We start from the raw sequence: 24,035 nt of genomic DNA, 5'->3' as shown, positions 1-24,035 counted from the left end.
CGAATATTTTATGAAAAATATATCACTTTTGTACGGGTTTACACAAGAGAAGCATACTAATTGAGTGATCTCACTGCATAGACTTCCTTGCAGAACCCTCGCAGTCCATTATAAATTCTTGCTACTTTAGACTGCTTGGACACTAAACCGAACACTGTAGGACCGCTGCCGGACATTAACACTCCGTCTGCTCCGAGCTTAACCATCGCCTCTTTGAGCTGCTGGACCTCTGGATGCAGCTTTAGGGTAACATCCTCAAGCACATTGCCCAGATGATTACACACGCCCCCAAAATCTCCAGCTTCGATCGCGTCCTGCATCTTTCGAGCCGAAGGATGAACAGCTATATTATTGCTCCGCACACGTCCGTATACTTCCGCAGTCGATACATTGATAGGTGGCTTAGCTAATACTACCCAGCATTGCGGAGGGTTCTTAATCGGCGTCAGCTTCTCGCCACGACCTGTTGCCAAGGCAGTGCCACCTGTAACGCAGAAAGGCACATCTGAGCCAAGCTCAGCGCCAAGCTCCTGCAGCTCCTGCGCAGGTATACCTAGGCGCCACAGTCGGTTCAGACCACGTAGGGTAGCCGCTGCATCACTGCTGCCGCCAGCCAGGCCAGCTGCGACCGGTATTCTTTTATCCAGATGGATATGTACACCACTCTTCACGTTATAACGCTCTTTAATAAGCCTAGCCGCTTGAAAGGCCAGGTTCTTCTCATCTAGAGGAATATAACCCGCTTGACTTGATATTATAATAGTATCCCTTGGCAGCTCAGACAGCTCTAAACGGTCTGCTAGATCTACCATGGTCATAATCATTTCCACCTCATGAAAACCGTCAGCACGCTTGTGCAGCACATCCAGCATCAAATTAATTTTAGCTGGTGCCTTCTCATACATTTTCAAGGCGTTCACCCACCTTCAGCTTTTCCCGTAAAAACAACTTAACATATTATATGAAAAACTTCTAATGAAGTCCAATAATAAAAGGGTGTCGCCAGTTAGACGCACCCTTTTTCGTTAAATAATTGTTCACACGCTAAAGATTAAGATTTCCGGGCAGCCTCTTCAGCGAGCTGAATCGCTCTTTTTACCATATTACCTGCATCCTTCGCCCGTATTCCTCCCCAGCCTTCACGTTCCACAGTTTCGTAAAAACCAAGCTCCTTGGCTAACTCTGTCTTTAGTTCTTCCGACATCATGCCTCGTTTTCTGCGGCTCATTACGGAATTCCTCCCTTATGAAAGAAAATGATAAACCGATTGCTCAATTAGTATGCTTGCTAAGAACAAGGATCATTCACTGAATATTAACCGCCAAAAAAAAAGAAACGGTCGTCCTTTTTGAAGGACAACCGTTTCTGATACAAATAAAAAACAGCCTCCAAAGGAAGCTGCCCGTGAAACATTAAGCTTTAATATACATAATCCGCATCTGCCCATCGTCTTCACATACTGTGATTTCCACAGATTCAGTAAGGATATCGGCATAGCTATAGGAGACTCGCTTGAATGTTTGCTGCTCCTGATCCAGTTTGACAATAAATACAGAAGGGTACGTTTCTTCCAGGACACCGGTGCGTTCTACGGTTTTACGACGACCTCCGTTTGCACGCAACGTGATCTTATGACCGACGTGAGCTTCGAGACTGCGTTTGATTTCCAACAGCGCGTTATTAGCCATTGCCTGACGACCACCTCTTTTCTTGTCCATTATACAACTTCCCCAGGTGTTTGTCAAAGCAAATAAATAATTATAGATGATGAATATTTGGTTGTCAACGGAATTTTTTTGCGGAGAATCAGAGGCGAACTAATAGCCTTGTTATCTGTAATAGGTTTACCACAAAGCAAGAAAAATAACATTGTCGATCTTTAAAGATAACTACCATTTCACACAAGCATAATCGCCTTTGGCGTCCCTATAAGGACGGTTAGCGTTTATGCGGGAAATATAAGGATAATGTATAGCGTGAAACTTATACTTTCTTATATAAAAAAAGGGTTAAGCTCATCGCTCACCCTTTCTTCGCGTTACTCTATTCGGCCACTTCAAATTACCTATTAGCTTTGAAAATAGACCTGTACCTGTCGATTAAATTGCGGAAGGTGTCACTTTTAGTGCTGACAGGTTCTGCAGACGCGGCATCCCAATACGGAAGCTGCCACGGGTCTCAATACCGCCGATTCCCTGATTACCACTAATGGTGTTGTTCAAAACCTCACTCAGATTCACCGTATCCCTAATGGGCGTGAACGACGATTTTGCCGCTACATAAACTGGGTCTAGGGCATGGATCAATATCCGTCCAGGAGAACTGGCGAAGTTCGCCCCTGCCCCCAGCAGTGCTTCAAAATGTGACTGACAAGCACCTGCAACAATCGTCAACGCATCAAAATTTCGCTCATAATCCCTAGCTACCCTAATAGCAGCTACGAAGTTTTGCGAATTTTTATAGCTGCTCAGACTGTGAAGATCGTAAGTATGCTGTTGCTTCAGCACCCCGTCATGACCGGTAATCACCACAATATCTGGACGCACGCGGGGCAGCAGCCGGTATAAAGTGTCAGCCATTGCGGACTCATGAACATGATGACCTTCAGCAGGGATCCGCAATTGCTCGTATAAGCTAAGGCTCTTATTCAAATACGCTGGATCGCCATCCAGATGCAGTACTTTCCCCGGTACTTCAAAATAAGCAGCTTCCTTGGGCGATGGAGCCCATGCTCCTTCTGATAGAGCGCTCCCGCTCCGCTGACTTTGCTCCTGTCGGTCTTTCCGCAGCTGTGTCAGTGATTCATTCGCTTTAATCTGTGCCTGCTGTCCTCGTTCCGTAATTCGGGTAGGAGGCACTTGAACCAAGTCATTCAGAGGAGAATCCGCCAACAGACGGAAATCTGTGCCTTTAATGACGGCTCTGTCCTGCACAATATGATCTACACGAAAAGTCAAATCTCCGCCATAAGATTTACGAACGACCAAGTCTCCTAAATTCATTACAACCACCACCTCTACCCCATCGTATGGGCAAAGGCCTCAGTTGGTTCATAACTAGCTATGTTTTTAGCTTATTCAATTCCAGCAGCCAACAGAACACCGCTCAATCGGGCGTATTCTTCTAGACTTAACGTTTCTCCACGACGGGTTGGTTCAATACCAGCTTCTGCGAGTAAAGCCTCCAGACGCTCACGTCCCTCTTCCGGGAAGTAACGAGCCTTGAGATTGTTAGCAATCGTCTTGCGACGCTGTGTGAAAGAAGCTTGGACGACCTCAAAGAAATGCTTCTCACTCTCAACTTCTACCGGTGGACGCTCTCTTACCTTTAGACGGATTACAGCGGACTCCACATTAGGTTGAGGAATGAACACCGTACGCGGCACAATGCAGACGAGCTCAGGCTCGCTGTAGTACTGCACGGCAATGCTAAGGCTCCCGTATTCCTTTCCTCCCGGAGAAGCGGCCATACGCTCCGCAACCTCTTTCTGAATCATTACAACGATGTTATCAAGCGGAAGCTTCTCTTCGAGCAGCTTCATCAGAATCGGAGTAGTTACATAATACGGCAGATTGGCAACTACGCTTACCTTGTTCACGGATGCAAAATCTTCTTTGAACAGCTCCTGCAGATTTACATTCAGAACATCATCATTACGAACCTTAACATGCGGATAAGGGGAAAGTACGTCCCTTAAAATAGGAATCAGCCTACGGTCGATCTCCACAGCAGTCACCGCACCAGCGGTTAGCGCCAAACGCTCCGTCAGGGCACCAATCCCAGGACCGATTTCCAATGCCCCTGATTCACTATCTAGCCCAGCAGCGTCAACAATCTTGTCCAATATATTTTGATCAATCAAAAAATTCTGTCCTAAGCTCTTCTTGAACTTGAATCCATAACGTTGAATAATTTCTTTCGTCCGTTTTGGAGTCGAAATTTCCTCTCTACCACTCATGAAGTAATGCCCCCCTGATCAATTTGGGCGAGAGCTCCGGCAAATTCCTCCCGCGTAATTCCAAACATCGCCAGCCGCTTGTACAGCTGCTTGCCATTACAATATCCGATTCCAAGCAAATTACCAAGTGCCATACGTCTTTCAGCTGCCCGAGGGTGTACAAGCATTCCAGCGGCCATTAGATCATCAAGTCCGATTAAAGCAGGTGCACCTTCAAAAGAGGTATGTACATTCCGCAGCGCATGACGAATCGCTTCTGGAGAAGCGTTCTCCACACCGATATCTCCCTTGCGGGTTGCGTCCTTCTCCGGAATGAAGGCATGCTTACAGCCCGGCACCTTTGCGGACACGATCTTACGAATTCGTTCACCTGCGTGATCCGGGTCAGTAAGGATAATCACTCCTCTACGCTCCATAGCAAGCGCGATCTTCGCAATTACGGTCCGGTCCACAGCCGAGCCCCCTGTTTCGATCGTATCTGCTTCAACAGCGCGTTTAACAGCGACGGTATCACTCTTACCTTCAACGACAATTAATTCCTTAATCATATCTCTTGACTCCTTCCAAAAAAAGCAAAAAAGAAGAGGTTTCGCTCCTCTTCTTTTGGTTAAAGAATGTATAAGTGATGAGCGGTTGCTCTGCGATCAACGAAATGATCATCTGGCGTTCCTTAACGGTTATCATCACTATAGCTTATCAAAGAATAATTTGCAAAAGCTTCAGCCTAGTTTAACTCCGGCTTCACAGGTCCAATAACATAAACGGTACGTGATTTACGACCGAAATTACGGACATGGCTCAGTGAATCGTAATAGACATCTACTTTATTGCCTTTAATGGCACCGCCAGTATCTTCTGCTCGGCGGAACCCAAGTCCCTCGATATATACCCACCAGCCAATAGGGATTACATTCGGGTCTACCGCAATTGTACGACCTTCCGTTACGCGTGTTCCGGAGGCAGTTTTGGTACCAATACCTGGCTCTTCTGATGAATAAGCTGTCATGGAGACGTTCTTAATCATCTTCTTGTACTCAAAGTCTACGCCAGCCTTGCTTGTGACGTTATTAGTCTTGGCGCTAACCTTAGCCGTTTTTGAAGTGGTGTTTGATTTGGAAGTTGTTGTAGTCTTAGCTACAGCCGGCTTAGGAAGTGCTTTGGTACCAACGGCAATAATCTTATCTTTCGTTACCGTTTGTACTTCCTTACCAATCATGCGCATAGAGGCCAGTTCTCCGTCTTGGTAGATCTTCTCAATATGCTGAATCATGACGCCTGGTTTGCCTGCCTGTGCCACTCTAACTGTTCCCACAGTAAGGGAGGGGTCTGCTGTCTTGATGACTCTGAAGGGTAAGTTAGTTGTTCGCTGTACGGTCTGTTTGTTGATGCGAACAATCTTAACCTCCATGTTTGCAGAAATGGTGGTGTCTAACGAAGGGAAAATCTTATCATGACCTTCTAGGGTAATGCCCATTTTCTCAATTGCTTTACCAATTGTGTCTTCGGTCGTATATAACGTTTTTGTTGCTCCATCCGCAGTAAGACTAATTTTCTGCGCACGATTGATAACGACACGGTCACCGTCTTTTATTTCATCACTCAGACCTAAAGATAGTTCATCATGCGGCTGCAGCGAAATTTGCTCTTTCTCCAACACATCACCAAGAAGCGCTTCCCGCGTTTCAAGCGTCTGTGTTTGCCCGTCTATTACTAAAAATAATTGTTTGTTACTTTGACCGTGTACGTACAGCAGAATAAGTAGCGCGATAGCGACTGAAATCACGCCTGCAAGTAAAAGTACGCGAGTATTTACTTGCTCCCACCGTAATGCGAAAGACCTGCTGGATGACTGCGAATCATGGGATACTTCTGGTTGGAATACGCCCATTCTCTCCATCCTCCTTACATAGCCCCGTCGTCAATTGTATATCATGAGGACTGAATTCCTTTGACGAAACTATTTGAGATTGTCACAGGACACGCACGTAATAACTTAGCGTCTCCTGCTCATGGATCGCCTGCTCGGCACAGCTACTCCCACCCCTGTTATATAACAGTATGTGGGCAACATTCTATTTATTCAAAAATAAAAAAGCCTAAAAAGAGTTCAACTGAGGACTCTTTCGTGGCTTCTCCAATATCAGAATAGAGAATGCTTGTGCACGAGGTTGCCTCTCTTACTTGCGCTTACGGGGTTAGCTGTCGGGTTCGGACGAAAGAGAGACGCCCTATTTCAGGTCACCCGCTCATGGCGGTTGCCCTTAAATTCACCCCAAAGACCACGTGAAGAAATCAAATACTGTCCTACGGCACGTCTAAACCGTATTTAAAATACAGGCATGCGGCAGGTCAATATTGGTTCCCCCGTTCTCCATACGGAGACTCAGCGAGACGATCCATGAATCAATGGCTGTCACTATAACACAGCTCACATCACTGAAAAGATGATATCCTGTTTTGATGCATGTTGTAAAGGACGATTCAACCACGTTTACGCAAAAATATGGTTAAAATATTGTAATATTCAGCCGTTTTTATATTAAAAAAGTTTAATATATCGGCCATTCTCTATTTTTCGCCTGTTTTGCTCCCGTTTTCACTCAATCCCAAATCGTTCCAGTGCGTTCGCATACGTTATTTTAGCCAATTCTTCCCATGTTAACCCTTTAATTTCAGCTGCTGCCTCTGCTACAAGCTTCACATGAGCGCTCTCATTTCGCTTCCCGCGGAAGGGGTGTGGAGTCAAATATGGAGCATCGGTTTCGATCAATAATCGGTCTAGTGGGGTCTGCGCAAGCACTTCTTTTGGCACTCTTGCATTTTTGAACGTAATGGGTCCTCCAAAGGATAAATGAAAACCAAGATTCAAGCACATTTTAGCTGTTTCCCAGCTTCCTGAGAACGAGTGCATCACGCCTCCAACCTCATTTGCTTTTTCCTCCCGTAAAATCCGTACAACATCCTCATGGGCATCACGATCATGAATACAAATCGGCATATTTAATTCACGGGCTAGTCCAATTTGCTTGCGAAAAACTTCATGTTGCACATCCTTGGGAGAAGTATCCCAGTAATAATCCAGTCCGATTTCACCAATAGCCACTACTTTTTTATGACTGCATAGAGAAGCGATCCAATCGAGATCTCCTTCTTTCATATCAATCGCATCCTGAGGATGCCAACCCACTGCCGCATAAATATAATCATAAGATTCCGCCAGCTTCATCGTTGAGGGAATCGTCTCCCGATTAAATCCGATATTAATCATCTTGCTAACTCCTGCTTCTACAGCACGGGCGATAACTTCTTCGCGATCCTCGTCGAATTGAGGTGCATCCAGATGCGTATGTGTGTCAAACAGAAACATTTTAACCCTCACTCCTTGTTCTTTTTTAAATATAAGACAATATAAGTTTCACACTATCCGTTATATCTTATATTTCTACTCTTCTTGTCAAATATCCCATATTTTCTTGTATTATTTTGCAAAAATCTCTGCAATAGAAGCAGGCAATCGCGTAAGCGCATTTCTCAACTTATCCTGAGGAAAATAAAGATGATATCTGCCACGGTGAATGCCGCTAATAGAACGCACAATATCCGACACCTCTGAAATTTCCCGCAGATGATCATGCCGATCAAGCAGCAGAATTTGTTTATTGTCAAAAGCTTCTCCCGGACGGAACACATCATAGGGCAGATCTGTCGGAAAATCAATCTCCAAATCATATTCTGGGTGAAGTCCCGCTGCCGAAAAACTGCTGCGAATTTCAGTAATCATATCTGTATCGAGATTCTCCACCTCAACATATTTATAAAGTTTACGATGAATAAAACGGGTACACAAGTCGCTTAGTAGCTCATCTTTCTCAAGCGTCCACTGCATAAAAGCCGTCTGTACCAGTGCTTCATCTAGCATTAAATATTGCTTCACTGTCACCTCACCACGGAACAAATCCTCCAGCGGATTAATCATGAAACTAAAATTGTACCCCTCTTGGAAAAGCTCCTTGGCTCTACGAAAAATTTGTCGCAAAATAATTTCTGAGCTACGTGTCACCGGATGAAAATAGACTTGCCAGTACATTTGATAACGCGACATTAAATAATCTTCAATGGCATGCATTCCCGATTCTTTTACAACAATTCGACCATTATAAGGACGCAGCATTCTTAAAATCCGATCAATGTCGATAGTTCCATAGTTTACACCTGTATAGTACGCATCACGCAGCAAATAATCCATGCGATCAGCATCTAGCGGACTGGAAACCAGATTTACAACAATTTCGTGCTCATAAGTTTTAGCGATTACAGAGGCTACTTTTCGAGGGAAATCCTCCTCCACATCACGCAAGATCTCAGTAATCTCTGTGTCCTCCAGAATAATTCGACAAGTCCAATCCTCATGATTCATTTCAAAAGCTTCTTCTATAGAATGGGAAAATGGACCGTGTCCCAGATCATGCAGCAAGGCCGCACACAAGGTGAGCAGACTTTCTTCAGGAATCCAATCCTTATACCCGCTTCGTTCAAATTGCGAAATAATTCTACGTGTAATTTCGTACACCCCTAGGGAATGAGAAAACCGACTATGCTCTGCGCCATGAAAAGTAAGATACGAGGTACCCAGCTGGCGAATACGGCGTAAACGCTGAAATTCCTTTGTATTTATTAGTCGCCAAATAATAGTATCCTGCACATGGATATAATTGTGAACCGGATCTTTGAAAACCTTTTCTTCTGTGAGCGGCTGCTTCATGAGATCAACTCCTTTATTAAATTTAATATGATTTTAACCAATATAAGTATATAATAAGTAATTATGTCGTACTTTGTCGAATAGTGACGTTTTTAGTCTTGGTAAATCGACAAAGTTTATTTTTTCACTTTTTTTAGAATTCGTGATTGTTATAGGGAATTCAAAGTTTTCGTGAAAAAGCACTTATTCAACAGATGAAAAAAGGTTGACTGTTTTGGGAATCGTTGGTATTATAAATATCATAAAACAGTGAACAATGTCGAATAATGACGTTTTTGGAACATTGAGAGGAGTAACGATTGTTATGATGAAATCAACAGGAATTGTAAGAAAAGTAGACGAACTTGGACGGGTAGTTATTCCCATTGAATTGCGCCGTACTCTTGGCATTGGTGAAAAAGACGCACTTGAAATTTACGTTGATGGTGAGCGCATTATGCTTAAGAAATATGAGCCTGCCTGCATTTTCTGCGGCAACGCTGAGAACGTAACTTACTTCAAAGGAAAAATAGTTTGTCATGAATGCATTTCTACTATCCCTACCCCTGTGACAAACTAAAATAAATAGTATATAATAGAACTAATCAAATTGTTAATTCTAACCTTTTCATATCTCCTTGACCTCCCGTGACCGCGGGAGGTATTTTTTTTCTGCAATCACCTGTGTTTCCTGCCCAAAAGGTGTCTACAAGGATTAACTCCCCTCATGACACCTAATAATGATAGGGAATGCGGTGAGAGCATGAAGCAAATCGAGTTTTTACCATGATCTGGTCTATCTTGGGCTTCCTTTTGGGAACCACCTTCAGGCTAGAATCTCGTCAGCTTCGTAATACCCCTCCGCACCTTGTTAGCCTCTTAGAATTAGAATCCGTCAATAACACTTACTGCTGCTCCGTTTTATCCAGAAGTGCGTTATAAATATCCCGCTTTGAAACACCACGATCAGAGGCTGCTTTTTTCATAGCTTCTTTACGCGGCATATCTGCTGCTTCGTAATGAGCAACATGTTCTTCAATATTTAACTGGCGCCACCAAGCCGATTCCGCCATATCAGCATCTTCCTTGCTCTCGCCTTCAACGACAATGACATACTCACCAAGCGGTGGATGTTCAGCGAGCCAATCCGTACATTCCTCGATCGTCCCACGTAGGAACTCCTCATATCTCTTCGTCAGTTCACGAGCAAGCACAATTCGCCGATTGCCAAATGCTTCATGGAGATGAGCCAGTGTCTTCACCACGCGATGTGGAGATTCGTAGAACAGTATAGTCCCTTGCGCCGAACGAAGTGGACTTAATACCGCACGGATATCTTTACGTTCTCGAGGTAAGAAGCCGATAAAAGTGAACGTAGTCGTAGGCAGACCAGAGGCAATTAATGCTGACAAAGCTGCGTTAGCTCCGGGTATAGGAATTACTGGTATACCGTGACTTATGGCAAGGGCTACAAGGTCTGCACCAGGGTCGGAAATGGCTGGCAAACCGGCATCGCTGACGAGTGCCAAATTTTTTCCTTCTATTATATAGCGGATAAGTTCAGGTCCACTGGCAGCCTTATTATGCTCATGATAACTGAACAACATAGAGGGTGTAATTTCAAAATGGCTCAACAATTTCCGAGTTTGTCTTGTATCCTCAGCTGCAATAATATCGCATTCCTGCAAAGTGCGGACAGCACGATAAGTCATATCCTCTAAATTACCGATGGGTGTTGCCACTAAAAAAAGTGAACCTGTTGATTCCTGCTTATGTGTATTGTTATTGTTCTGAAAACTGCTTTGGCATGATATTGTCATGATTTACCCTCTTTAGCACCATAGTAGATGTCCATAATTTCTGGACAGTATTGATTGTCCTCATTATATACAATGAGTGGTGGATGTAAACGAACCTCCGGCTTACCATCACGTATCGCTTCAATTAATACCATATTAGCTTCCAGATGCGCACGTGGATGTACAAAGCGAATAATCTTAGGCTCGAGCCTATATTTTCTCATAAGACTAATAATATCGACCAACCGTTGTGGCTTGTGAACCATACTTACCTTTCCACCGGTGCGAACCAGTCTCACACAGGCTTGAATGACCTCCTCCAGCGTACACCCGATTTCATGACGAGCCATAGCCTGATGAGTGTTCAGCTTGAGGTCACTGCCGTTAAGCGGCATATAAGGAGGATTGACTGTTATTGCATCATATACGCCATGCCCTGCAACTTTATATAACTCACGTAAATCGCCTTCATGGATCACAACCTGATCCTGTAGCCCATTTAGAGCCACGCTACGCCGAGCCATATCCGCTAAACGGGGCTGAATTTCAATCCCTTCTATAGAAGCTTTAGTTCGGGTCGTCATCAAAATAGGAATTACACCATTTCCAGTACAAAGATCCAGGACTCTCCCACGAGGTGGAACGCTGGCGAAACGCGCAAGCAGTACAGCATCCATAGAAAAGCTAAATACTTCGTCACTTTGAATAATTCGCAAGTCATGCGTTAATAAATCATCCACCCGCTCCGTCGGCAACAAAGGAACAGATATATCGTTAAAAGAATTTGTCATGTAGTAATCTCCTAAATGTTTTGTTGAGCTAAATTCAAAAAAAACCGTAGGATCAATCTCCTACGGCTGGATATCCTCATTTATTAAGAAAAGAAAGACAGAACAGACAATCACCTTCCGTGCGTAAATGTCCAAAATAAACATTACAGATGTGAAAGCCTTCATGGTAAAGCCGGGCCAAGTTGTCATAACCTTCCCCGACAACCTCTTCTGTTCCCTCTCCGGCAGCTAAAAGAGCTTCCGCCTCCGCAGAATCTACGGTAGGATCCAAAGGTGCATCCCGCTTTAAAATTTTGCGAAGCTGTTCATTCTCCAGAGTTAACCTCTGATTAGCTTCCATCAGTTCTTTTACCGTCTGTTTCCATTCTCCAAGATTGGCGCGCATCGTTTCCATCTGTGCTTCCATATCCTGCATGTGTGCAAATATATTTTTCTTCTCCAAGTTTCCACCCCGAAAGTAACCTTATAATGGTTTACTTGACGACAACATCATCCATTGGAAGTTCCTTAACTTTGCCCACTTCAAACAACTGTACATGAACCGTACGGCTTCCGGCATTAAGTCCTACTACTTTGCCATCACCCAATGAGGTCACGACAATCTTGCCGACCGCTGGCATTTCTTCCTTTACACTCTCATAATTGTCATGCTCAAATTTCAAACAACACATCAGACGTCCACAAAGTCCTGAAATCTTCGTCGGATTAAGTGACAGGTTCTGATCCTTCGCCATTTTAATGGATACGGGTTCAAAATCCCCTAACCAAGATGAACAACAAAGTACTCGCCCACAAGGTCCAAGTCCACCTAGCATTTTAGCCTCATCACGCACCCCAATTTGCCGTAGCTCAATGCGGGTCCGGAAGATACTTGCTAGATCTTTAACCAATTCTCTGAAGTCGACCCGTCCTTCGGCCGTAAAGTAAAATATAATCTTATTACGGTCAAAAGTAAACTCTACATCGACGAGCTTCATTTTGAGACCATGGTCGCGTATTTTATTTAAACAGGTGGTAAAAGCCTCTTTAGCGGCCCCTTTGTTCTCTTCAACTACGCGTGCGTCGGTTTCTCCGGCAATACGCATCACTTTTTTGAGGGGCAAAACTACGTCGGACTCTTCCACCTCTTTTTTGCCTACGACAACTTTACCGTATTCAACCCCACGTGCTGTCTCCACAATAACATGTTGATCCCGTTCAATCGGAAAATCAAGTGGATCGAAATAATATATTTTACCCGCTTTTTTAAAACGGACACCTACTACGCTGTACAAAAATTAACCCCCTTGTTTGCCGGTAAAAGGAATCTATGGGCATGTCCGCTCCCTGATGATCCATGCTTCCTTCCTCGTCTGTTAAAACGATATTTCCAGGTAAAGCGACATCCGGAGGATATATCATAACTAATCCTTTAACTTTCCAGTCGGATTAAAAACTGCTCCAGACACAATTGGGCATTGGCATTGGATCGCAGCTTCTTAGTGCTCTCTGCAGCAAATCCCATATAAGCCACCCATTGTTCCGCACTCCGCTCACGGGCATGCCTGGAAATAAAGTCTAACTGATCTATGAAAACGATACTCTCATGCTTACGATACAGGAAGTAAAGCATATCTTTAAACCACAGATGGAACATGCTGAAGAAGATATCCAAATGTTCAGCGAGTCCGGTCTTGAACAGCTTCTGCCCAGCAGTTGCTACAGCGGAGCTGCCCTTGCCTAAGGACTCCTTAGCTAATTGTAACATTACATTTCTCATTTCTGCAAACCAATTCTGTTCCAAAAGTTTCCTGCAACCATCAAGTCCTGAACTAAGTGATACTGCACATCGAGCTAAGGGTATGGGAACGCCCTCACTTGCCAGAGCTTGGAGCATAATATCCGGGTTTAACGGACTAAATGGAATCCGCTGAGTCCGCGACTGAATAGTTGGCAATAAGGAACGGCTATTATCAGAAATTAAGATTCCAACAGCCGGAGCTGGTGGTTCCTCCAGAAATTTCAGCAGACTATTGGCAGCTTGTACCGTCATTTTGTCTGCTCCATCTATAATATAAACTTTCGGATTCACACCCTCTGACCGATAGGAAAAGACGCGCTGCAGCTCACGGATTTGATCTATTTTAATACTTGCTCCATCTGGCTGCAGCAGTGACAAATCAGGGTGGTTTCCATGCTCTACTTTGCGGCACTCCAGGCATTCCCCACAGGCATCGTCCTTGCTCTGGGTACAAAATAAAGCTTGGGCAAACATCAGCGCCGTTTTCATTTGTCCACTGCCTGCCGGCCCTGTAAATAAATAAGCATGACTCACAGCTTCTTTGCGCAAGGCATTTTGGAGTAGCCGCTTGGCGTTCTCCTGGCCTACTATATCATGAAAAGGCATAATTTCCTCCCAAAACTTTCAAACATAAGCGCCTTTAGCGTCCTTATAAGGACGGTAAGTGTTTAATCGAGAAATATAAGGCTAAAGTATAGTGTAAAGCATATACTTTCTTATATTTTAAAAAGAAAGGTTGATTAACAACCCACGGATTTCTCCAACGCGTCCTAACAGATCGATCCGGCCTTGCTCACTATTCAGCAAATCATCTGCCATTGATAGCAAAGCCGAATCAATTTCCTCAAGCAGCTTGTAACGCTTGCCACGTCCACGTCGATCCCATCCGCGTGTTTCCTTCAGAATGACGCCTCTTCGGGCCGTTTCCTCCAGAAATCTTTTGATCATCATCCGGTAGATGGTAAGCTCACGAATCGTCATAGACTTAGATAAACGATCGCCTTGAGACTGTATTTCTTTGATCTGGCGATTCAGTTCATCTTTGGTTTTCTGCTCACTTTGCTGCTGAAAAACATCAGAGAACGTTTTTTGCTGAACGGGTTTGTTAGCCCCTTCTGCATTTGGCATCTCACTCTTCAAGGGCCTATACCCCGGATTGATCTTCAAAGGTTATCTACCGCCCTTTTTATAAATGGCTTGCTAATCTATATTATACTTAATAATGTTCAAAACGATCTACAGGAAGTACGAATACAGTAGCTCCACCCACTTGTACCTCAACAGGAAGTGGCAAATACGAATCCGTTGTTCCACTCATCGGTGTTACAGGAGTGACTAACTGCTCACGCACTTTACAACTGTTTCGGATTACGGTCAATACGGATTCAATCTGACTGTCTTCTACCCCGATCATAAATGTCGTATTCCCCGCTCGTAGAAATCCACCTGTACTTGCAAGTTTAGTAGCACGGAAATTGGCTTTGACTAGCTCGCTGGACAACCGGTTACTGTCTTTATCCTGGATAATTGCAATGATCAACTTCATCTTCGCATTCCCTCCCAATACTTTTATGGTGTATTACTACTTAGAGTTACTCGTAGTAACCCTTACTTCATAAGCACACGCCTAATTATATGTCACTTCTCTTAGTATATTAGACAAAACACCCTAAAAACCCTTTAATACTCTCTCTTCAAGAGTTCTCACGATATCTTGTTCTACCATATGAATGGGGCGATTAGCATCCAGAACTACTATTCTGTCCGGATTGGCCTGGGCTAATAATTGATAGCCTTCACGGACCTTCTTATGAAAAGAAAGGCTCTCCAGATCCAGACGATTCACTTCCCGTTCTTGATTCGCTGCAATCCGTGACAACCCTATCTCTGGGTCTACATCCAGATAAAAGGTTAGATCCGGCATACGGTTCCCTATCGCAAAACGATTAATACTCCATACCTCTTCTATTCCGAGTCCTCTCGCATGTCCTTGATAAACGAGGCTGCTGTCTACAAAGCGGTCACAGAGTACAGTAAGCCCTTCTCTAAGAGCCGGTTCAACGACTTCGGCGAGATGTTGGCTTCTTGATGCAGCATATAGTAATGCCTCTGTACGCGCATCCATAGCTGTATGGGCAGGATCTAGAATAATGGAACGAATCTTCTCAGCAATCTCAACGCCACCCGGTTCACGGGTAATTCGATAAGGCATGGACCGGTTCTGTAAATAGGCCGTTACTCTACCTAGTACCGTTGTTTTTCCGGAGCCTTCGCCCCCTTCTAATGTTATGAAGAAACCTTCTTTTCCCACTTATGCTTCTCCGCCCTTCTGAATGTTGTATACCTCAATACGCTGCAAGACCGGATCAGCACAAGCCTGAAATTTGGCGCCTCCTTTGGCTAAACCAGCCAGCCTTCTTTGGATCTGATCTGTGATCACTTCACCCGGATATAATACCGGGATGCCTGGTGGATAGGGAATAACCATCTCTGCCGCCACTCTACCCACGCAATGTTCAAGATCAATACTTTCAATCTCATTGGCCGACACCGGCTTCAATGAGAAGTGAACAGGATCTGAGATTTGTAAAGAATGGAAATTGTTCCACGTGGAAATATTGCGAGCGCCTGATAAGTCGGGGGCGTTCGGTGATTCGGAAGGTTCCTCCGAATCTATTTCCCGCAGCGCCTGCAGCAAATGATCTGCATCTCCAGCCTTCGATCCAAGGCTGAACAGCAGCACTACGTGCCGGTCATCGCTCATCTCCGGCACGCAGCCCTTTGCCTCGAGCTTGCGCTGCAGCTCGAAGCCGCTCAGGACCCCGGTGGCGTCATAAATGACGACTTTAAAGGGGTCCTGTGTCACGTACGCCGCCAAAGAATCAGGCGGCGTATTCGGGTGCAGCGGCTCTGCCGGCTGCACTAGTCCGTAGCGCGGCAGCTCCGCGAGTCCGCGCCGCAGAACGTCCACGGCGGCCAGCCCCGCCGTGAAGGCACCCTTGCCCCGGCTGTGCAGCAGCCGCCGGGCAAGATCCAGCGACGCCATCATAGGATATGATGGGCTGGAGCTCTGCACCATGGCGAGCCGCTGCCGGAGCAGGGCGCGGTTGAGCCGCGACCCTTGAACATGCAGCATAGCGCCCATGGTCATCGCTGTGAGCATCTTGTGCGTGGACTGCACGACGCCGTCCGCGCCACAAGCAAGTGCCCCGGCTGGCAGCGCCGGGTGCTGCCCGTAATGCGCCCCATGCGCCTCATCCACAAGCAGCGGTACACCGCTGTCGTGACAAATACTCGCGAGGGGCGCAAGATCACTACCCATGCCGTAATAATTCGGCATGGTAACAAGTACAGCTGCGGCTTCAGGATAGGCTGCAAGTGCAGCCTTAACAGCTTCGGCCGCCGGCGCCACTGCCAAGCCGCTAAGTGGATCAATCAGAGGCTCCAGAAAAACAGCACGTACTCCAGCCAACATCAGTCCATGAATGACTGACTTATGCACATTGCGTTGAACAATCATAATCATTCCAGGCTCGGGACAAGCGGTTAGAATAAGAGCCAGATTGCCGGCTGTGCTCCCTCCAACCAGAAAAAAGCTTTCCTCTGCTCCAAAGCAGTCTGCTGCCAACTCTTGCGCTTCCTTGATAACTCCCTCAGGATGATGAAGATCATCCGTTCCAGAAATTTCCGTAACATCATACTTCATTACCTCATCTAAAAAGCCAGCGCCTTCAACGCCCTCATATGCCTCTCCATTCTTATGACCTGGCACATGATATGATCTATTACCCATAATTCTATATTGTTCCAGCATTTCGTATATAGGCGCCCTACAACGTTGTAATTTATTCATATTAAATTCCTTCCCATAGGGTTCCTTCTATTTTAACGTAAATATTCGCAAACGCCTACGCTTCAGTGTAAAAGCAGCCCTATGGACAAGAAAACGGCTCCTCCCGCCTGAAGAACGAGGAAGCCGTGTATTGAATATCACTAATGCAGCCTTCGTATCTTTCATCCAGACCGCTCTCTTAATTGCATCATTTAACAGAGTTACTCTACTTAAGCGTTCTTTTGCAATCCAATCTTCTTCATCCGGCCGATAAAAAAACGGTACTTGGCATCTTCAGCCTCGGTACGTATCATCTCAGCCTCACATTCCTCACAAATAAAATGCGAGACAATCACAATACCTTCCTCTTTTACCTGTCCACAAATGATACAAGCTTGCCCGGTTTGCTGTTCCATAACCATCCCACCTTGACTCTTTTAAGAACAGTATGATACACCTTCTATCATTTTAAACCTTTTCATAGTTTTTTCATATCCTTCGTATCGTGCATTATATATATTCCGTTGCCGTTATATCGGTGAATTTTCGCCGCAGTTTAATAAAATACATCCAATCGCCGATATTAAGAACATACGAATTCACGAGGAGGTTAGACTATAATCTATGGAACCCACTACCAAAGGTGCAGCTACATTCTATCAATATAAACTAATTAAAAAAGTAAATCTAACGGCACGCCTGCTGCCTATTTATATTATGCTTCCCTTATTAGTCCTTGTGCTCGAAACCATATTTCTTTCCTGGTGGAGCATTCTTTACATAATCATAGCAGCGCCTGTAGCCTTCTGGGTTCAATATGTCATTTCACGCTCAGTTCTTTTAATCTCAGGACACCCCATTTCAAAAAGATGGTCTGTCTCATTTAAACTGCCTTGGTTAGGGTTTATGCCTGATCAACATATTAGTTACCGTATATTCCGTAAAGTACAGCTACATAATTTCTATATCGGTCTTTGTATTGCAGCACTCTTTATTTTCTGGTCACCGCCAGCATTTACTGTATCACTGATCACTTGTCACTTATGGCTCCTACTGCCCCGTCTTTATACTCTGTTCAGACTGAATCGACAGGATCAGGGAGGCATGCTGAAATTCAATCCGACCGATGTATCCTATTACTCTCAATAAAGTGCAGCAGTATGGCTCATATTATTTTCATGTATTAAAAAATAAACCGCCATCCTTAAGGATGGCGATTCTTTATTTCGTCTTAAGGCCTTTAATGGAGGTCTTCTTTTCTTTAGGAATCATCACTACAAAATAATCATCGTGCACTGTTAAATGAACCGTTAACCCATCCTTCAGAAAAACACCCGAAGAATCACTATCATCATCTTCCTGTTCTGTCCATCCCCAGGCTTTAATAGCCTCCAAATAAGGATCCGGAATACCATTCTTCTCCTTTAATCCAGGTAAAGAATAACGTACATAATCCATAGCAACGTTAGTAGTGGTCTGGTCTGGTGAGTTTGCCTCATGGGGGACAGGGAAGCTTTTCTCATTCAGTGCACCCTCAAAAGTATCCCACTTAGGTTCTTTAGCCCCGCAACTTGCCAGTATTAAAGTTAAAATACAAGAAATCATTATTAACTTGAATATTTTTAATTGTTTCATGCCTTAAATCCTCCCTACCTCTACAATGCATCTAAAGACACAAGAAAATTCAAAGTTAGAATTTATGAGTAGTTCCTTCGTATTAAAGATCTGCTAACTATTAGCACTTTTCTATTATACTTGTATCCACCGCAGCGTCGGTAACAAAAATGTCATTCCACAGTAACCTATTCTACTGTCATTACTAGCCTTAAATACTTGCATAATAAAAAAAGAAAAAAAGCCACTGCTGATATTATCAACAATGGCTTAATCTGCTTGGCAACGTCCTACTCTCCCAGGACCCTTCGGTCCAAGTACCATCGGCGCTGGAGGGCTTAACGGTCGTGTTCGGGATGGGTACGCGTGGAACCCCTCCGCTATCGCCACCAAACATGCGTCTGTGAAACAGACGCTGCCGCGTGAAATTTCGTTCATCACCAGATGTGAGAATGAATTTCTAAGCGTGTTACAGGCTTGAGTCGCCTGAAAACTGAATCCGAATTGAATTTGCATTTTAAGTATAGGATAAGCCCTCGACCGATTAGTATTGGTCAGCTCCATGCATTACTGCACTTCCACCTCCAACCTATCTACCTCGTCGTCTTCAAGGGGTCTTACTAATTGGGAAATCTCATCTTGAGGGGGGCTTCACGCTTAGATGCTTTCAGCGCTTATCCCGTCCGTACGTAGCTACCCAGCCATGCTTCTGGCGAAACAACTGGTGCACCAGCGGTACGTCCATCCCGGTCCTCTCGTACTAAGGACAGCTCCTCTCAAATTTCCTGCGCCCACGACAGATAGGGACCGAACTGTCTCACGACGTTCTGAACCCAGCTCGCGTACCGCTTTAATGGGCGAACAGCCCAACCCTTGGGACCTACTTCAGCCCCAGGATGCGATGAGCCGACATCGAGGTGCCAAACCTCCCCGTCGATGTGGACTCTTGGGGGAGATAAGCCTGTTATCCCCAGGGTAGCTTTTATCCGTTGAGCGATGGCCCTTCCATGCGGTACCACCGGATCACTAAGTCCGACTTTCGTCCCTGCTCGACTTGTAGGTCTCGCAGTCAAGCTCCCTTATGCCTTTGCACTCTTCGAATGATTTCCAACCATTCTGAGGGAACCTTGGAACGCCTCCGTTACTCTTTAGGAGGCGACCGCCCCAGTCAAACTGCCCGCCTGACACGGTCCCCGTACCCGATTAGGGTACTAGGTTAGAACCTAGATACGATCAGGGTGGTATCCCAACGGCGCCTCCACCGAAGCTTGCGCTCCGATTTCTACGGCTCCCACCTATCCTGTACAGATCGTACCCAAATTCAATATCAAGCTGCAGTAAAGCTCCATGGGGTCTTTCCGTCTTGTCGCGGGTAACCTGCATCTTCACAGGTATTAAAATTTCACCGGATCTCTCGTTGAGACAGCGCCCAAGTCGTTACGCCATTCGTGCGGGTCAGAATTTACCTGACAAGGAATTTCGCTACCTTAGGACCGTTATAGTTACGGCCGCCGTTTACTGGGGCTTCGGTTCATAGCTTCGGGTTACCCCTAACCACTCCCCTTAACCTTCCAGCACCGGGCAGGCGTCAGCCCGTATACTTCGCCTTGCGGCTTCGCACAGACCTGTGTTTTTGCTAAACAGTCGCTTGGGCCTTTTCACTGCGGCCCCCTCGTGCTATTCACACTACCGGGGCACCCCTTCTCCCGAAGTTACGGGGTCATTTTGCCGAGTTCCTTAACGAGAGTTCTTCCGCGCGCCTTAGAATTCTCTTCTCGCCTACCTGTGTCGGTTTGCGGTACGGGCACCTTCTCCTGGCTAGAGGCTTTTCTTGGCAGTGTGAGATCATGACCTTCGCTACTGTAATTTTCGCTCCCCATCACAGCCCAGCCTTAACGATGTGCGGATTTGCCTACACATCAGCCTCACTGCTTAGACGGACATATCCATCAGTCCGCGTCACTACCCTCCTGCGTCACCCCATCGCTCATAGCGGATTACGGTGGTACAGTAATTTCAAACTGTTGTCCTTCGACTACGCCTTTCGGCCTCGCCTTAGGTCCCGACTTACCCTGAGCGGACGAGCCTTCCTCAGGAAACCTTGGGCTTTCGGCGGATCAGATTCTCACTGATCTTTTCGTTACTCATACCGGCATTCTCACTTGTATGCTGTCCAGCGCTCCTTACGGTACACCTTCAACCCACATACAACGCTCCCCTACCCCAGATACATACGTATCTAGCCATAGCTTCGGTGGTGTGTTTAGCCCCGTTACATTTTCGGCGCAGAGTCACTCGACCAGTGAGCTATTACGCACTCTTTCAATGGTGGCTGCTTCTAAGCCAACATCCTGGTTGTCTGTGCAACTCCACATCCTTTCCCACTTAACACACACTTGGGGACCTTAGCTGATGGTCTGGGCTGTTTCCCTTTTGACAATGGATCTTAGCACTCACTGTCTGACTCCCGGCAATAAGTATATGGCATTCGGAGTTTGACTGAGCTTGGTAATCCTTGCGGACCCCGCACCCAATCAGTGCTCTACCTCCACTACTCTTATACCGAGGCTAGCCCTAAAGCTATTTCGGGGAGAACCAGCTATCTCCGAGTTCGATTGGAATTTCTCCGCTACCCCCACCTCATCCCCGCATTTTTCAACATGCGTGGGTTCGGGCCTCCAGTGCGTGTTACCGCACCTTCACCCTGGACAGGGGTAGATCACACGGTTTCGGGTCTACGTCCACATACTAAATCGCCCTATTCAGACTCGCTTTCGCTGCGGCTCCGTCTTCTCGACTTAACCTTGCATGTTAAACGTAACTCGCCGGTTCATTCTACAAAAGGCACGCCATCACCCATAGATCGGGCTCTGACTTTTTGTAAGCACACGGTTTCAGGTTCTATTTCACTCCCCTTCCGGGGTGCTTTTCACCTTTCCCTCACGGTACTGTTTCACTATCGGTCGCCAGGTAGTATTTAGCCTTAGCAGATGGTCCTGCTGGATTCATACGGGGTTTCACGTGCCCCGCACTACTCGGGATCCGTCTCGGAGAGAACACAGTTTAGGCTACAGGGCTTTTACCTCTATCGCGGGCCTTTCCAGACCTCTTCGCCTACCATATTCCTTTGTAACTCCATGTGAGACGTCCCACAACCCCTAAGAGCAAGCTCTTAGGTTTAGGCTGTTCCGCGTTCGCTCGCCGCTACTGACGGAATCACTATTGTTTTCTCTTCCTCAGGGTACTTAGATGTTTCAGTTCCCCTGGTCTGCCTCTACATCTCCTATGTGTTCAGAGATGAGTAACTGCGAATTACCACAGCTGGGTTTCCCCATTCGGACACCCCCGGATCAAAGCTTGCTTACAGCTCCCCGAGGCAGTTTCGTTGTTCGCCACGTCCTTCGTCGGCTCCTGGCGCCTAGGCATCCTCCGTGTGCTCTTATTAGCTTAACCTTGATTTTTCCTAAGAAAAATCTCACTAATAACATTTACTTGTTTGCACAAGTTGCTAAAAGATGTTCTAAAACGCAAATTCGTTTCGGTATCCAGTTTTCAAGGATCAAGTCTTACTTGAGAGCTTAAACTCTCAAAACTGAGCAACGAGTGAGTTGTGGAAGCTTAGCTTCCGATTTGAATGTCTTCATTGCAGAAGACGATTCTCCATAGAAAGGAGGTGATCCAGCCGCACCTTCCGATACGGCTACCTTGTTACGACTTCACCCCAATCATCTACCCCACCTTCGGCGGCTGGCTCCCTTGCGGGTTACCCCACCGACTTCGGGTGTTGTAAACTCTCGTGGTGTGACGGGCGGTGTGTACAAGACCCGGGAACGTATTCACCGCGGCATGCTGATCCGCGATTACTAGCAATTCCGACTTCATGCAGGCGAGTTGCAGCCTGCAATCCGAACTGAGACCGGCTTTGATGGGATTGGCTTCACCTCGCGGTTTCGCTTCCCGTTGTACCGGCCATTGTAGTACGTGTGTAGCCCAGGTCATAAGGGGCATGATGATTTGACGTCATCCCCACCTTCCTCCGGTTTGTCACCGGCAGTCACTCTAGAGTGCCCAACATTACTTGCTGGCAACTAAAGTTAAGGGTTGCGCTCGTTGCGGGACTTAACCCAACATCTCACGACACGAGCTGACGACAACCATGCACCACCTGTCTCCTCTGTCCCGAAGGCCGCCACTATCTCTAGTGGATTCAGAGGGATGTCAAGACCTGGTAAGGTTCTTCGCGTTGCTTCGAATTAAACCACATACTCCACTGCTTGTGCGGGTCCCCGTCAATTCCTTTGAGTTTCAGTCTTGCGACCGTACTCCCCAGGCGGAGTGCTTACTGTGTTAACTTCGGCACCAAGGGTATCGAAACCCCTAACACCTAGCACTCATCGTTTACGGCGTGGACTACCAGGGTATCTAATCCTGTTTGCTCCCCACGCTTTCGCGCCTCAGCGTCAGTTACAGCCCAGAAAGTCGCCTTCGCCACTGGTGTTCCTCCACATATCTACGCATTTCACCGCTACACGTGGAATTCCACTTTCCTCTTCTGTACTCAAGTCACCCAGTTTCCAGTGCGACCTCAGGTTGAGCCCAAGGTTTAAACACCAGACTTAAATGACCGCCTGCGCGCGCTTTACGCCCAATAATTCCGGACAACGCTTGCCCCCTACGTATTACCGCGGCTGCTGGCACGTAGTTAGCCGGGGCTTTCTTCTCAGGTACCGTCACTCCGATAGCAGTTACTCTACCGGACGTTCTTCCCTGGCAACAGAGCTTTACGATCCGAAAACCTTCATCACTCACGCGGCGTTGCTCCGTCAGACTTTCGTCCATTGCGGAAGATTCCCTACTGCTGCCTCCCGTAGGAGTCTGGGCCGTGTCTCAGTCCCAGTGTGGCCGTTCACCCTCTCAGGTCGGCTACGCATCGTCGCCTTGGTGGGCCGTTACCCCACCAACTAGCTAATGCGCCGCAGGCCCATCCCTCAGTGACAGATTGCTCCGTCTTTCATTCTTCCTTCAGGAGAAAAAAGAAATTATCCGGTATTAGCTACCGTTTCCGGTAGTTATCCCAGTCTAAGGGGCAGGTTGCCTACGTGTTACTCACCCGTCCGCCGCTAAGTCATTTTGAAAGCAAGCTTTCAAAATGACTCCGCTCGACTTGCATGTATTAGGCACGCCGCCAGCGTTCGTCCTGAGCCAGGATCAAACTCTCCAATTAGTATTGAAAAGAGCGATATGCTCATTTTGAAACATCTGACGAGAAAATTAATTCTCTAATTTTGGATATCACTTTCGTGATTTCCTACTCACTCGTTGTTCAGTTTTCAAAGATCAAGTTCTCGTTGTCGCCGTTTAATGTCTCAGCAGCAACTCTTATACTATATCATGTTCAGCCGTTTAATGTCAAGCTCTTTTTTTACTTCTTTTTCGAGCTCGGCATGTGTGTTTCTCGGCCAGAAATAGAATATATCATGTATAGAGATTCATTGCAACACTTTTTTTTACAAAGATTTA

Annotated in this window: 22 protein-coding genes, 3 rRNA genes and 1 riboswitch; of the genes, 2 read left to right on the top strand and 23 right to left on the bottom strand. The window is 46.1% G+C overall.

Annotated elements, in window-relative coordinates:
- Window positions 1-56: 56 nt before the first annotated feature.
- From ispE to MKY19_RS00180, 9 genes are all read right to left on the bottom strand, one after another.
- The gene (ispE, locus tag MKY19_RS00220; protein WP_042183839.1) at window positions 57-911 is read right to left on the bottom strand and encodes a 4-(cytidine 5'-diphospho)-2-C-methyl-D-erythritol kinase; all 855 of its coding nucleotides are present in this window, start codon (window positions 909-911) and stop codon (window positions 57-59) included.
- 140 nt (window positions 912-1,051) lie between these two features.
- Window positions 1,052-1,228 (bottom strand): small, acid-soluble spore protein, alpha/beta type, encoded by a 177-nt coding sequence (locus MKY19_RS00215; RefSeq protein WP_042183837.1) that lies wholly within the window; start codon window positions 1,226-1,228, stop codon window positions 1,052-1,054.
- Window positions 1,229-1,412: 184 nt separating this feature from the next.
- Entirely contained in the window at window positions 1,413-1,688 is a 276-nt protein-coding gene (locus MKY19_RS00210) for a Veg family protein (protein WP_019914493.1), read from the bottom strand.
- Between the two features lie 411 nt (window positions 1,689-2,099).
- Window positions 2,100-3,002: a sporulation peptidase YabG gene (gene yabG, locus MKY19_RS00205; protein WP_042183835.1), complete on the bottom strand. Its 903-nt coding sequence runs from the start codon at window positions 3,000-3,002 to the stop codon at window positions 2,100-2,102.
- A 71-nt stretch (window positions 3,003-3,073) separates the two neighbouring features.
- The gene (gene rsmA, locus MKY19_RS00200; RefSeq protein WP_042183833.1) at window positions 3,074-3,958 is read right to left on the bottom strand and encodes a 16S rRNA (adenine(1518)-N(6)/adenine(1519)-N(6))-dimethyltransferase RsmA; all 885 of its coding nucleotides are present in this window, start codon (window positions 3,956-3,958) and stop codon (window positions 3,074-3,076) included.
- The gene (gene rnmV, locus MKY19_RS00195) at window positions 3,955-4,506 is read right to left on the bottom strand and encodes a ribonuclease M5 (protein WP_042183831.1); all 552 of its coding nucleotides are present in this window, start codon (window positions 4,504-4,506) and stop codon (window positions 3,955-3,957) included. Before rnmV ends, rsmA begins: the two co-directional genes overlap by 4 nt.
- Before the next feature lie 176 nt (window positions 4,507-4,682).
- On the bottom strand, window positions 4,683-5,846 hold the full coding sequence (locus MKY19_RS00190; protein WP_149643867.1) for a 3D domain-containing protein: 1,164 nt from the start codon (window positions 5,844-5,846) through the stop codon (window positions 4,683-4,685).
- A gap of 281 nt (window positions 5,847-6,127) precedes the next feature.
- Window positions 6,128-6,357, bottom strand: a riboswitch (cyclic di-AMP (ydaO/yuaA leader).
- Between the two features lie 197 nt (window positions 6,358-6,554).
- Window positions 6,555-7,325 carry a TatD family hydrolase gene (locus MKY19_RS00185; protein WP_042183828.1) on the bottom strand — a complete coding sequence of 257 codons (771 nt, stop codon included), beginning with the start codon at window positions 7,323-7,325 and terminating at the stop codon, window positions 6,555-6,557.
- Between the two features lie 111 nt (window positions 7,326-7,436).
- A complete protein-coding gene (locus MKY19_RS00180) occupies window positions 7,437-8,720 on the bottom strand; it encodes an HD domain-containing protein (RefSeq protein ID WP_339268065.1) in 1,284 nt (427 codons plus the stop codon).
- A gap of 304 nt (window positions 8,721-9,024) precedes the next feature.
- Here MKY19_RS00180 and MKY19_RS00175 point away from each other — a divergent pair, with 304 nt between their 5' ends.
- Window positions 9,025-9,279, top strand: coding sequence for an AbrB/MazE/SpoVT family DNA-binding domain-containing protein (locus tag MKY19_RS00175; protein ID WP_042123095.1), 255 nt, complete (start codon window positions 9,025-9,027; stop codon window positions 9,277-9,279).
- Window positions 9,280-9,604: 325 nt separating this feature from the next.
- Here MKY19_RS00175 and rsmI read toward each other — a convergent pair whose 3' ends face one another.
- From rsmI to MKY19_RS00125, 10 genes are all read right to left on the bottom strand, one after another.
- Window positions 9,605-10,519, bottom strand: coding sequence for a 16S rRNA (cytidine(1402)-2'-O)-methyltransferase (gene rsmI, locus MKY19_RS00170; RefSeq protein ID WP_339268063.1), 915 nt, complete (start codon window positions 10,517-10,519; stop codon window positions 9,605-9,607).
- A complete protein-coding gene (locus MKY19_RS00165) occupies window positions 10,516-11,289 on the bottom strand; it encodes a tRNA1(Val) (adenine(37)-N6)-methyltransferase (RefSeq protein WP_042183822.1) in 774 nt (257 codons plus the stop codon). Before MKY19_RS00165 ends, rsmI begins: the two co-directional genes overlap by 4 nt.
- A gap of 76 nt (window positions 11,290-11,365) precedes the next feature.
- Window positions 11,366-11,731: a DNA replication initiation control protein YabA gene (yabA, locus tag MKY19_RS00160; protein WP_042123089.1), complete on the bottom strand. Its 366-nt coding sequence runs from the start codon at window positions 11,729-11,731 to the stop codon at window positions 11,366-11,368.
- Between the two features lie 31 nt (window positions 11,732-11,762).
- Window positions 11,763-12,563, bottom strand: a complete 801-nt coding sequence (locus tag MKY19_RS00155; protein WP_076286882.1) for a stage 0 sporulation family protein — start codon at window positions 12,561-12,563, stop codon at window positions 11,763-11,765.
- Between the two features lie 137 nt (window positions 12,564-12,700).
- Window positions 12,701-13,675, bottom strand: coding sequence for a DNA polymerase III subunit delta' (gene holB / locus MKY19_RS00150; protein ID WP_339799608.1), 975 nt, complete (start codon window positions 13,673-13,675; stop codon window positions 12,701-12,703).
- 117 nt (window positions 13,676-13,792) lie between these two features.
- Window positions 13,793-14,236 carry a YaaR family protein gene (locus MKY19_RS00145; RefSeq protein WP_042183820.1) on the bottom strand — a complete coding sequence of 148 codons (444 nt, stop codon included), beginning with the start codon at window positions 14,234-14,236 and terminating at the stop codon, window positions 13,793-13,795.
- A 49-nt stretch (window positions 14,237-14,285) separates the two neighbouring features.
- Entirely contained in the window at window positions 14,286-14,615 is a 330-nt protein-coding gene (locus MKY19_RS00140) for a cyclic-di-AMP receptor (RefSeq protein WP_042183817.1), read from the bottom strand.
- 123 nt (window positions 14,616-14,738) lie between these two features.
- A complete protein-coding gene (gene tmk / locus MKY19_RS00135; protein WP_042183814.1) occupies window positions 14,739-15,380 on the bottom strand; it encodes a dTMP kinase in 642 nt (213 codons plus the stop codon).
- Window positions 15,381-16,922, bottom strand: coding sequence for an aminotransferase class I/II-fold pyridoxal phosphate-dependent enzyme (locus MKY19_RS00130; RefSeq protein ID WP_339799606.1), 1,542 nt, complete (start codon window positions 16,920-16,922; stop codon window positions 15,381-15,383).
- 209 nt (window positions 16,923-17,131) lie between these two features.
- Complete coding sequence (locus MKY19_RS00125; protein ID WP_042123074.1) at window positions 17,132-17,317, bottom strand: sigma factor G inhibitor Gin; 186 nt, start codon at window positions 17,315-17,317, stop codon at window positions 17,132-17,134.
- Window positions 17,318-17,525: 208 nt separating this feature from the next.
- On the opposite strand from MKY19_RS00125, the gene MKY19_RS00120 reads away from it, so the two are divergent.
- The gene (locus tag MKY19_RS00120) at window positions 17,526-18,050 is read left to right on the top strand and encodes a hypothetical protein (protein ID WP_339799604.1); all 525 of its coding nucleotides are present in this window, start codon (window positions 17,526-17,528) and stop codon (window positions 18,048-18,050) included.
- Between the two features lie 72 nt (window positions 18,051-18,122).
- On the opposite strand, the gene MKY19_RS00115 is transcribed toward MKY19_RS00120, so the two are convergent.
- The 4 genes from MKY19_RS00115 to MKY19_RS00100 all read right to left on the bottom strand — a co-directional run bounded on the left by MKY19_RS00115 (window position 18,123) and on the right by MKY19_RS00100 (window position 23,739).
- Window positions 18,123-18,536, bottom strand: coding sequence for a hypothetical protein (locus tag MKY19_RS00115; RefSeq protein WP_042183800.1), 414 nt, complete (start codon window positions 18,534-18,536; stop codon window positions 18,123-18,125).
- A gap of 256 nt (window positions 18,537-18,792) precedes the next feature.
- Window positions 18,793-18,909 (bottom strand): 5S ribosomal RNA (gene rrf / locus MKY19_RS00110).
- A gap of 130 nt (window positions 18,910-19,039) precedes the next feature.
- Window positions 19,040-21,968, bottom strand: a 23S ribosomal RNA gene (locus MKY19_RS00105).
- 213 nt (window positions 21,969-22,181) lie between these two features.
- Window positions 22,182-23,739 (bottom strand): 16S ribosomal RNA (locus tag MKY19_RS00100).
- The 16S, 23S and 5S rRNA genes sit together here, the layout of an rRNA operon.
- Window positions 23,740-24,035 lie beyond the last annotated feature (296 nt).

The sequence above is a fragment of the Paenibacillus sp. FSL R5-0744 genome (genome assembly GCF_037972555.1).
GTDB lineage: Bacteria > Bacillota > Bacilli > Paenibacillales > Paenibacillaceae > Paenibacillus_AQ.
Note: the sequence above shows the minus strand (reverse complement) of the source record. Positions and strands in the feature narration are given on the sequence as shown.

Bases quoted from the DNA above. Each gene is read 5' to 3' on its own strand.
- rsmI (WP_339268063.1), bottom strand. From the start codon at position 10,519: ATGACAATATCATGCCAAAGCAGTTTTCAGAACAATAACAATACACAT.
- MKY19_RS00175 (WP_042123095.1), top strand. From the start codon at position 9,025: ATGATGAAATCAACAGGAATTGTAAGAAAAGTAGACGAACTTGGACGG.
- MKY19_RS00215 (WP_042183837.1), bottom strand. From the start codon at position 1,228: ATGAGCCGCAGAAAACGAGGCATGATGTCGGAAGAACTAAAGACAGAG.
- holB (WP_339799608.1), bottom strand. From the start codon at position 13,675: ATGCCTTTTCATGATATAGTAGGCCAGGAGAACGCCAAGCGGCTACTC.
- MKY19_RS00120 (WP_339799604.1), top strand. From the start codon at position 17,526: ATGGAACCCACTACCAAAGGTGCAGCTACATTCTATCAATATAAACTA.
- MKY19_RS00185 (WP_042183828.1), bottom strand. From the start codon at position 7,325: ATGTTTCTGTTTGACACACATACGCATCTGGATGCACCTCAATTCGAC.
- yabG (WP_042183835.1), bottom strand. From the start codon at position 3,002: ATGAATTTAGGAGACTTGGTCGTTCGTAAATCTTATGGCGGAGATTTG.
- rnmV (WP_042183831.1), bottom strand. From the start codon at position 4,506: ATGATTAAGGAATTAATTGTCGTTGAAGGTAAGAGTGATACCGTCGCT.
- MKY19_RS00180 (WP_339268065.1), bottom strand. From the start codon at position 8,720: ATGAAGCAGCCGCTCACAGAAGAAAAGGTTTTCAAAGATCCGGTTCAC.
- MKY19_RS00125 (WP_042123074.1), bottom strand. From the start codon at position 17,317: ATGGAACAGCAAACCGGGCAAGCTTGTATCATTTGTGGACAGGTAAAA.
- MKY19_RS00115 (WP_042183800.1), bottom strand. From the start codon at position 18,536: ATGAAACAATTAAAAATATTCAAGTTAATAATGATTTCTTGTATTTTA.
- MKY19_RS00210 (WP_019914493.1), bottom strand. From the start codon at position 1,688: ATGGCTAATAACGCGCTGTTGGAAATCAAACGCAGTCTCGAAGCTCAC.
- MKY19_RS00165 (WP_042183822.1), bottom strand. From the start codon at position 11,289: ATGACAAATTCTTTTAACGATATATCTGTTCCTTTGTTGCCGACGGAG.
- rsmA (WP_042183833.1), bottom strand. From the start codon at position 3,958: ATGAGTGGTAGAGAGGAAATTTCGACTCCAAAACGGACGAAAGAAATT.
- MKY19_RS00130 (WP_339799606.1), bottom strand. From the start codon at position 16,922: ATGAATAAATTACAACGTTGTAGGGCGCCTATATACGAAATGCTGGAA.
- MKY19_RS00190 (WP_149643867.1), bottom strand. From the start codon at position 5,846: ATGGGCGTATTCCAACCAGAAGTATCCCATGATTCGCAGTCATCCAGC.
- MKY19_RS00140 (WP_042183817.1), bottom strand. From the start codon at position 14,615: ATGAAGTTGATCATTGCAATTATCCAGGATAAAGACAGTAACCGGTTG.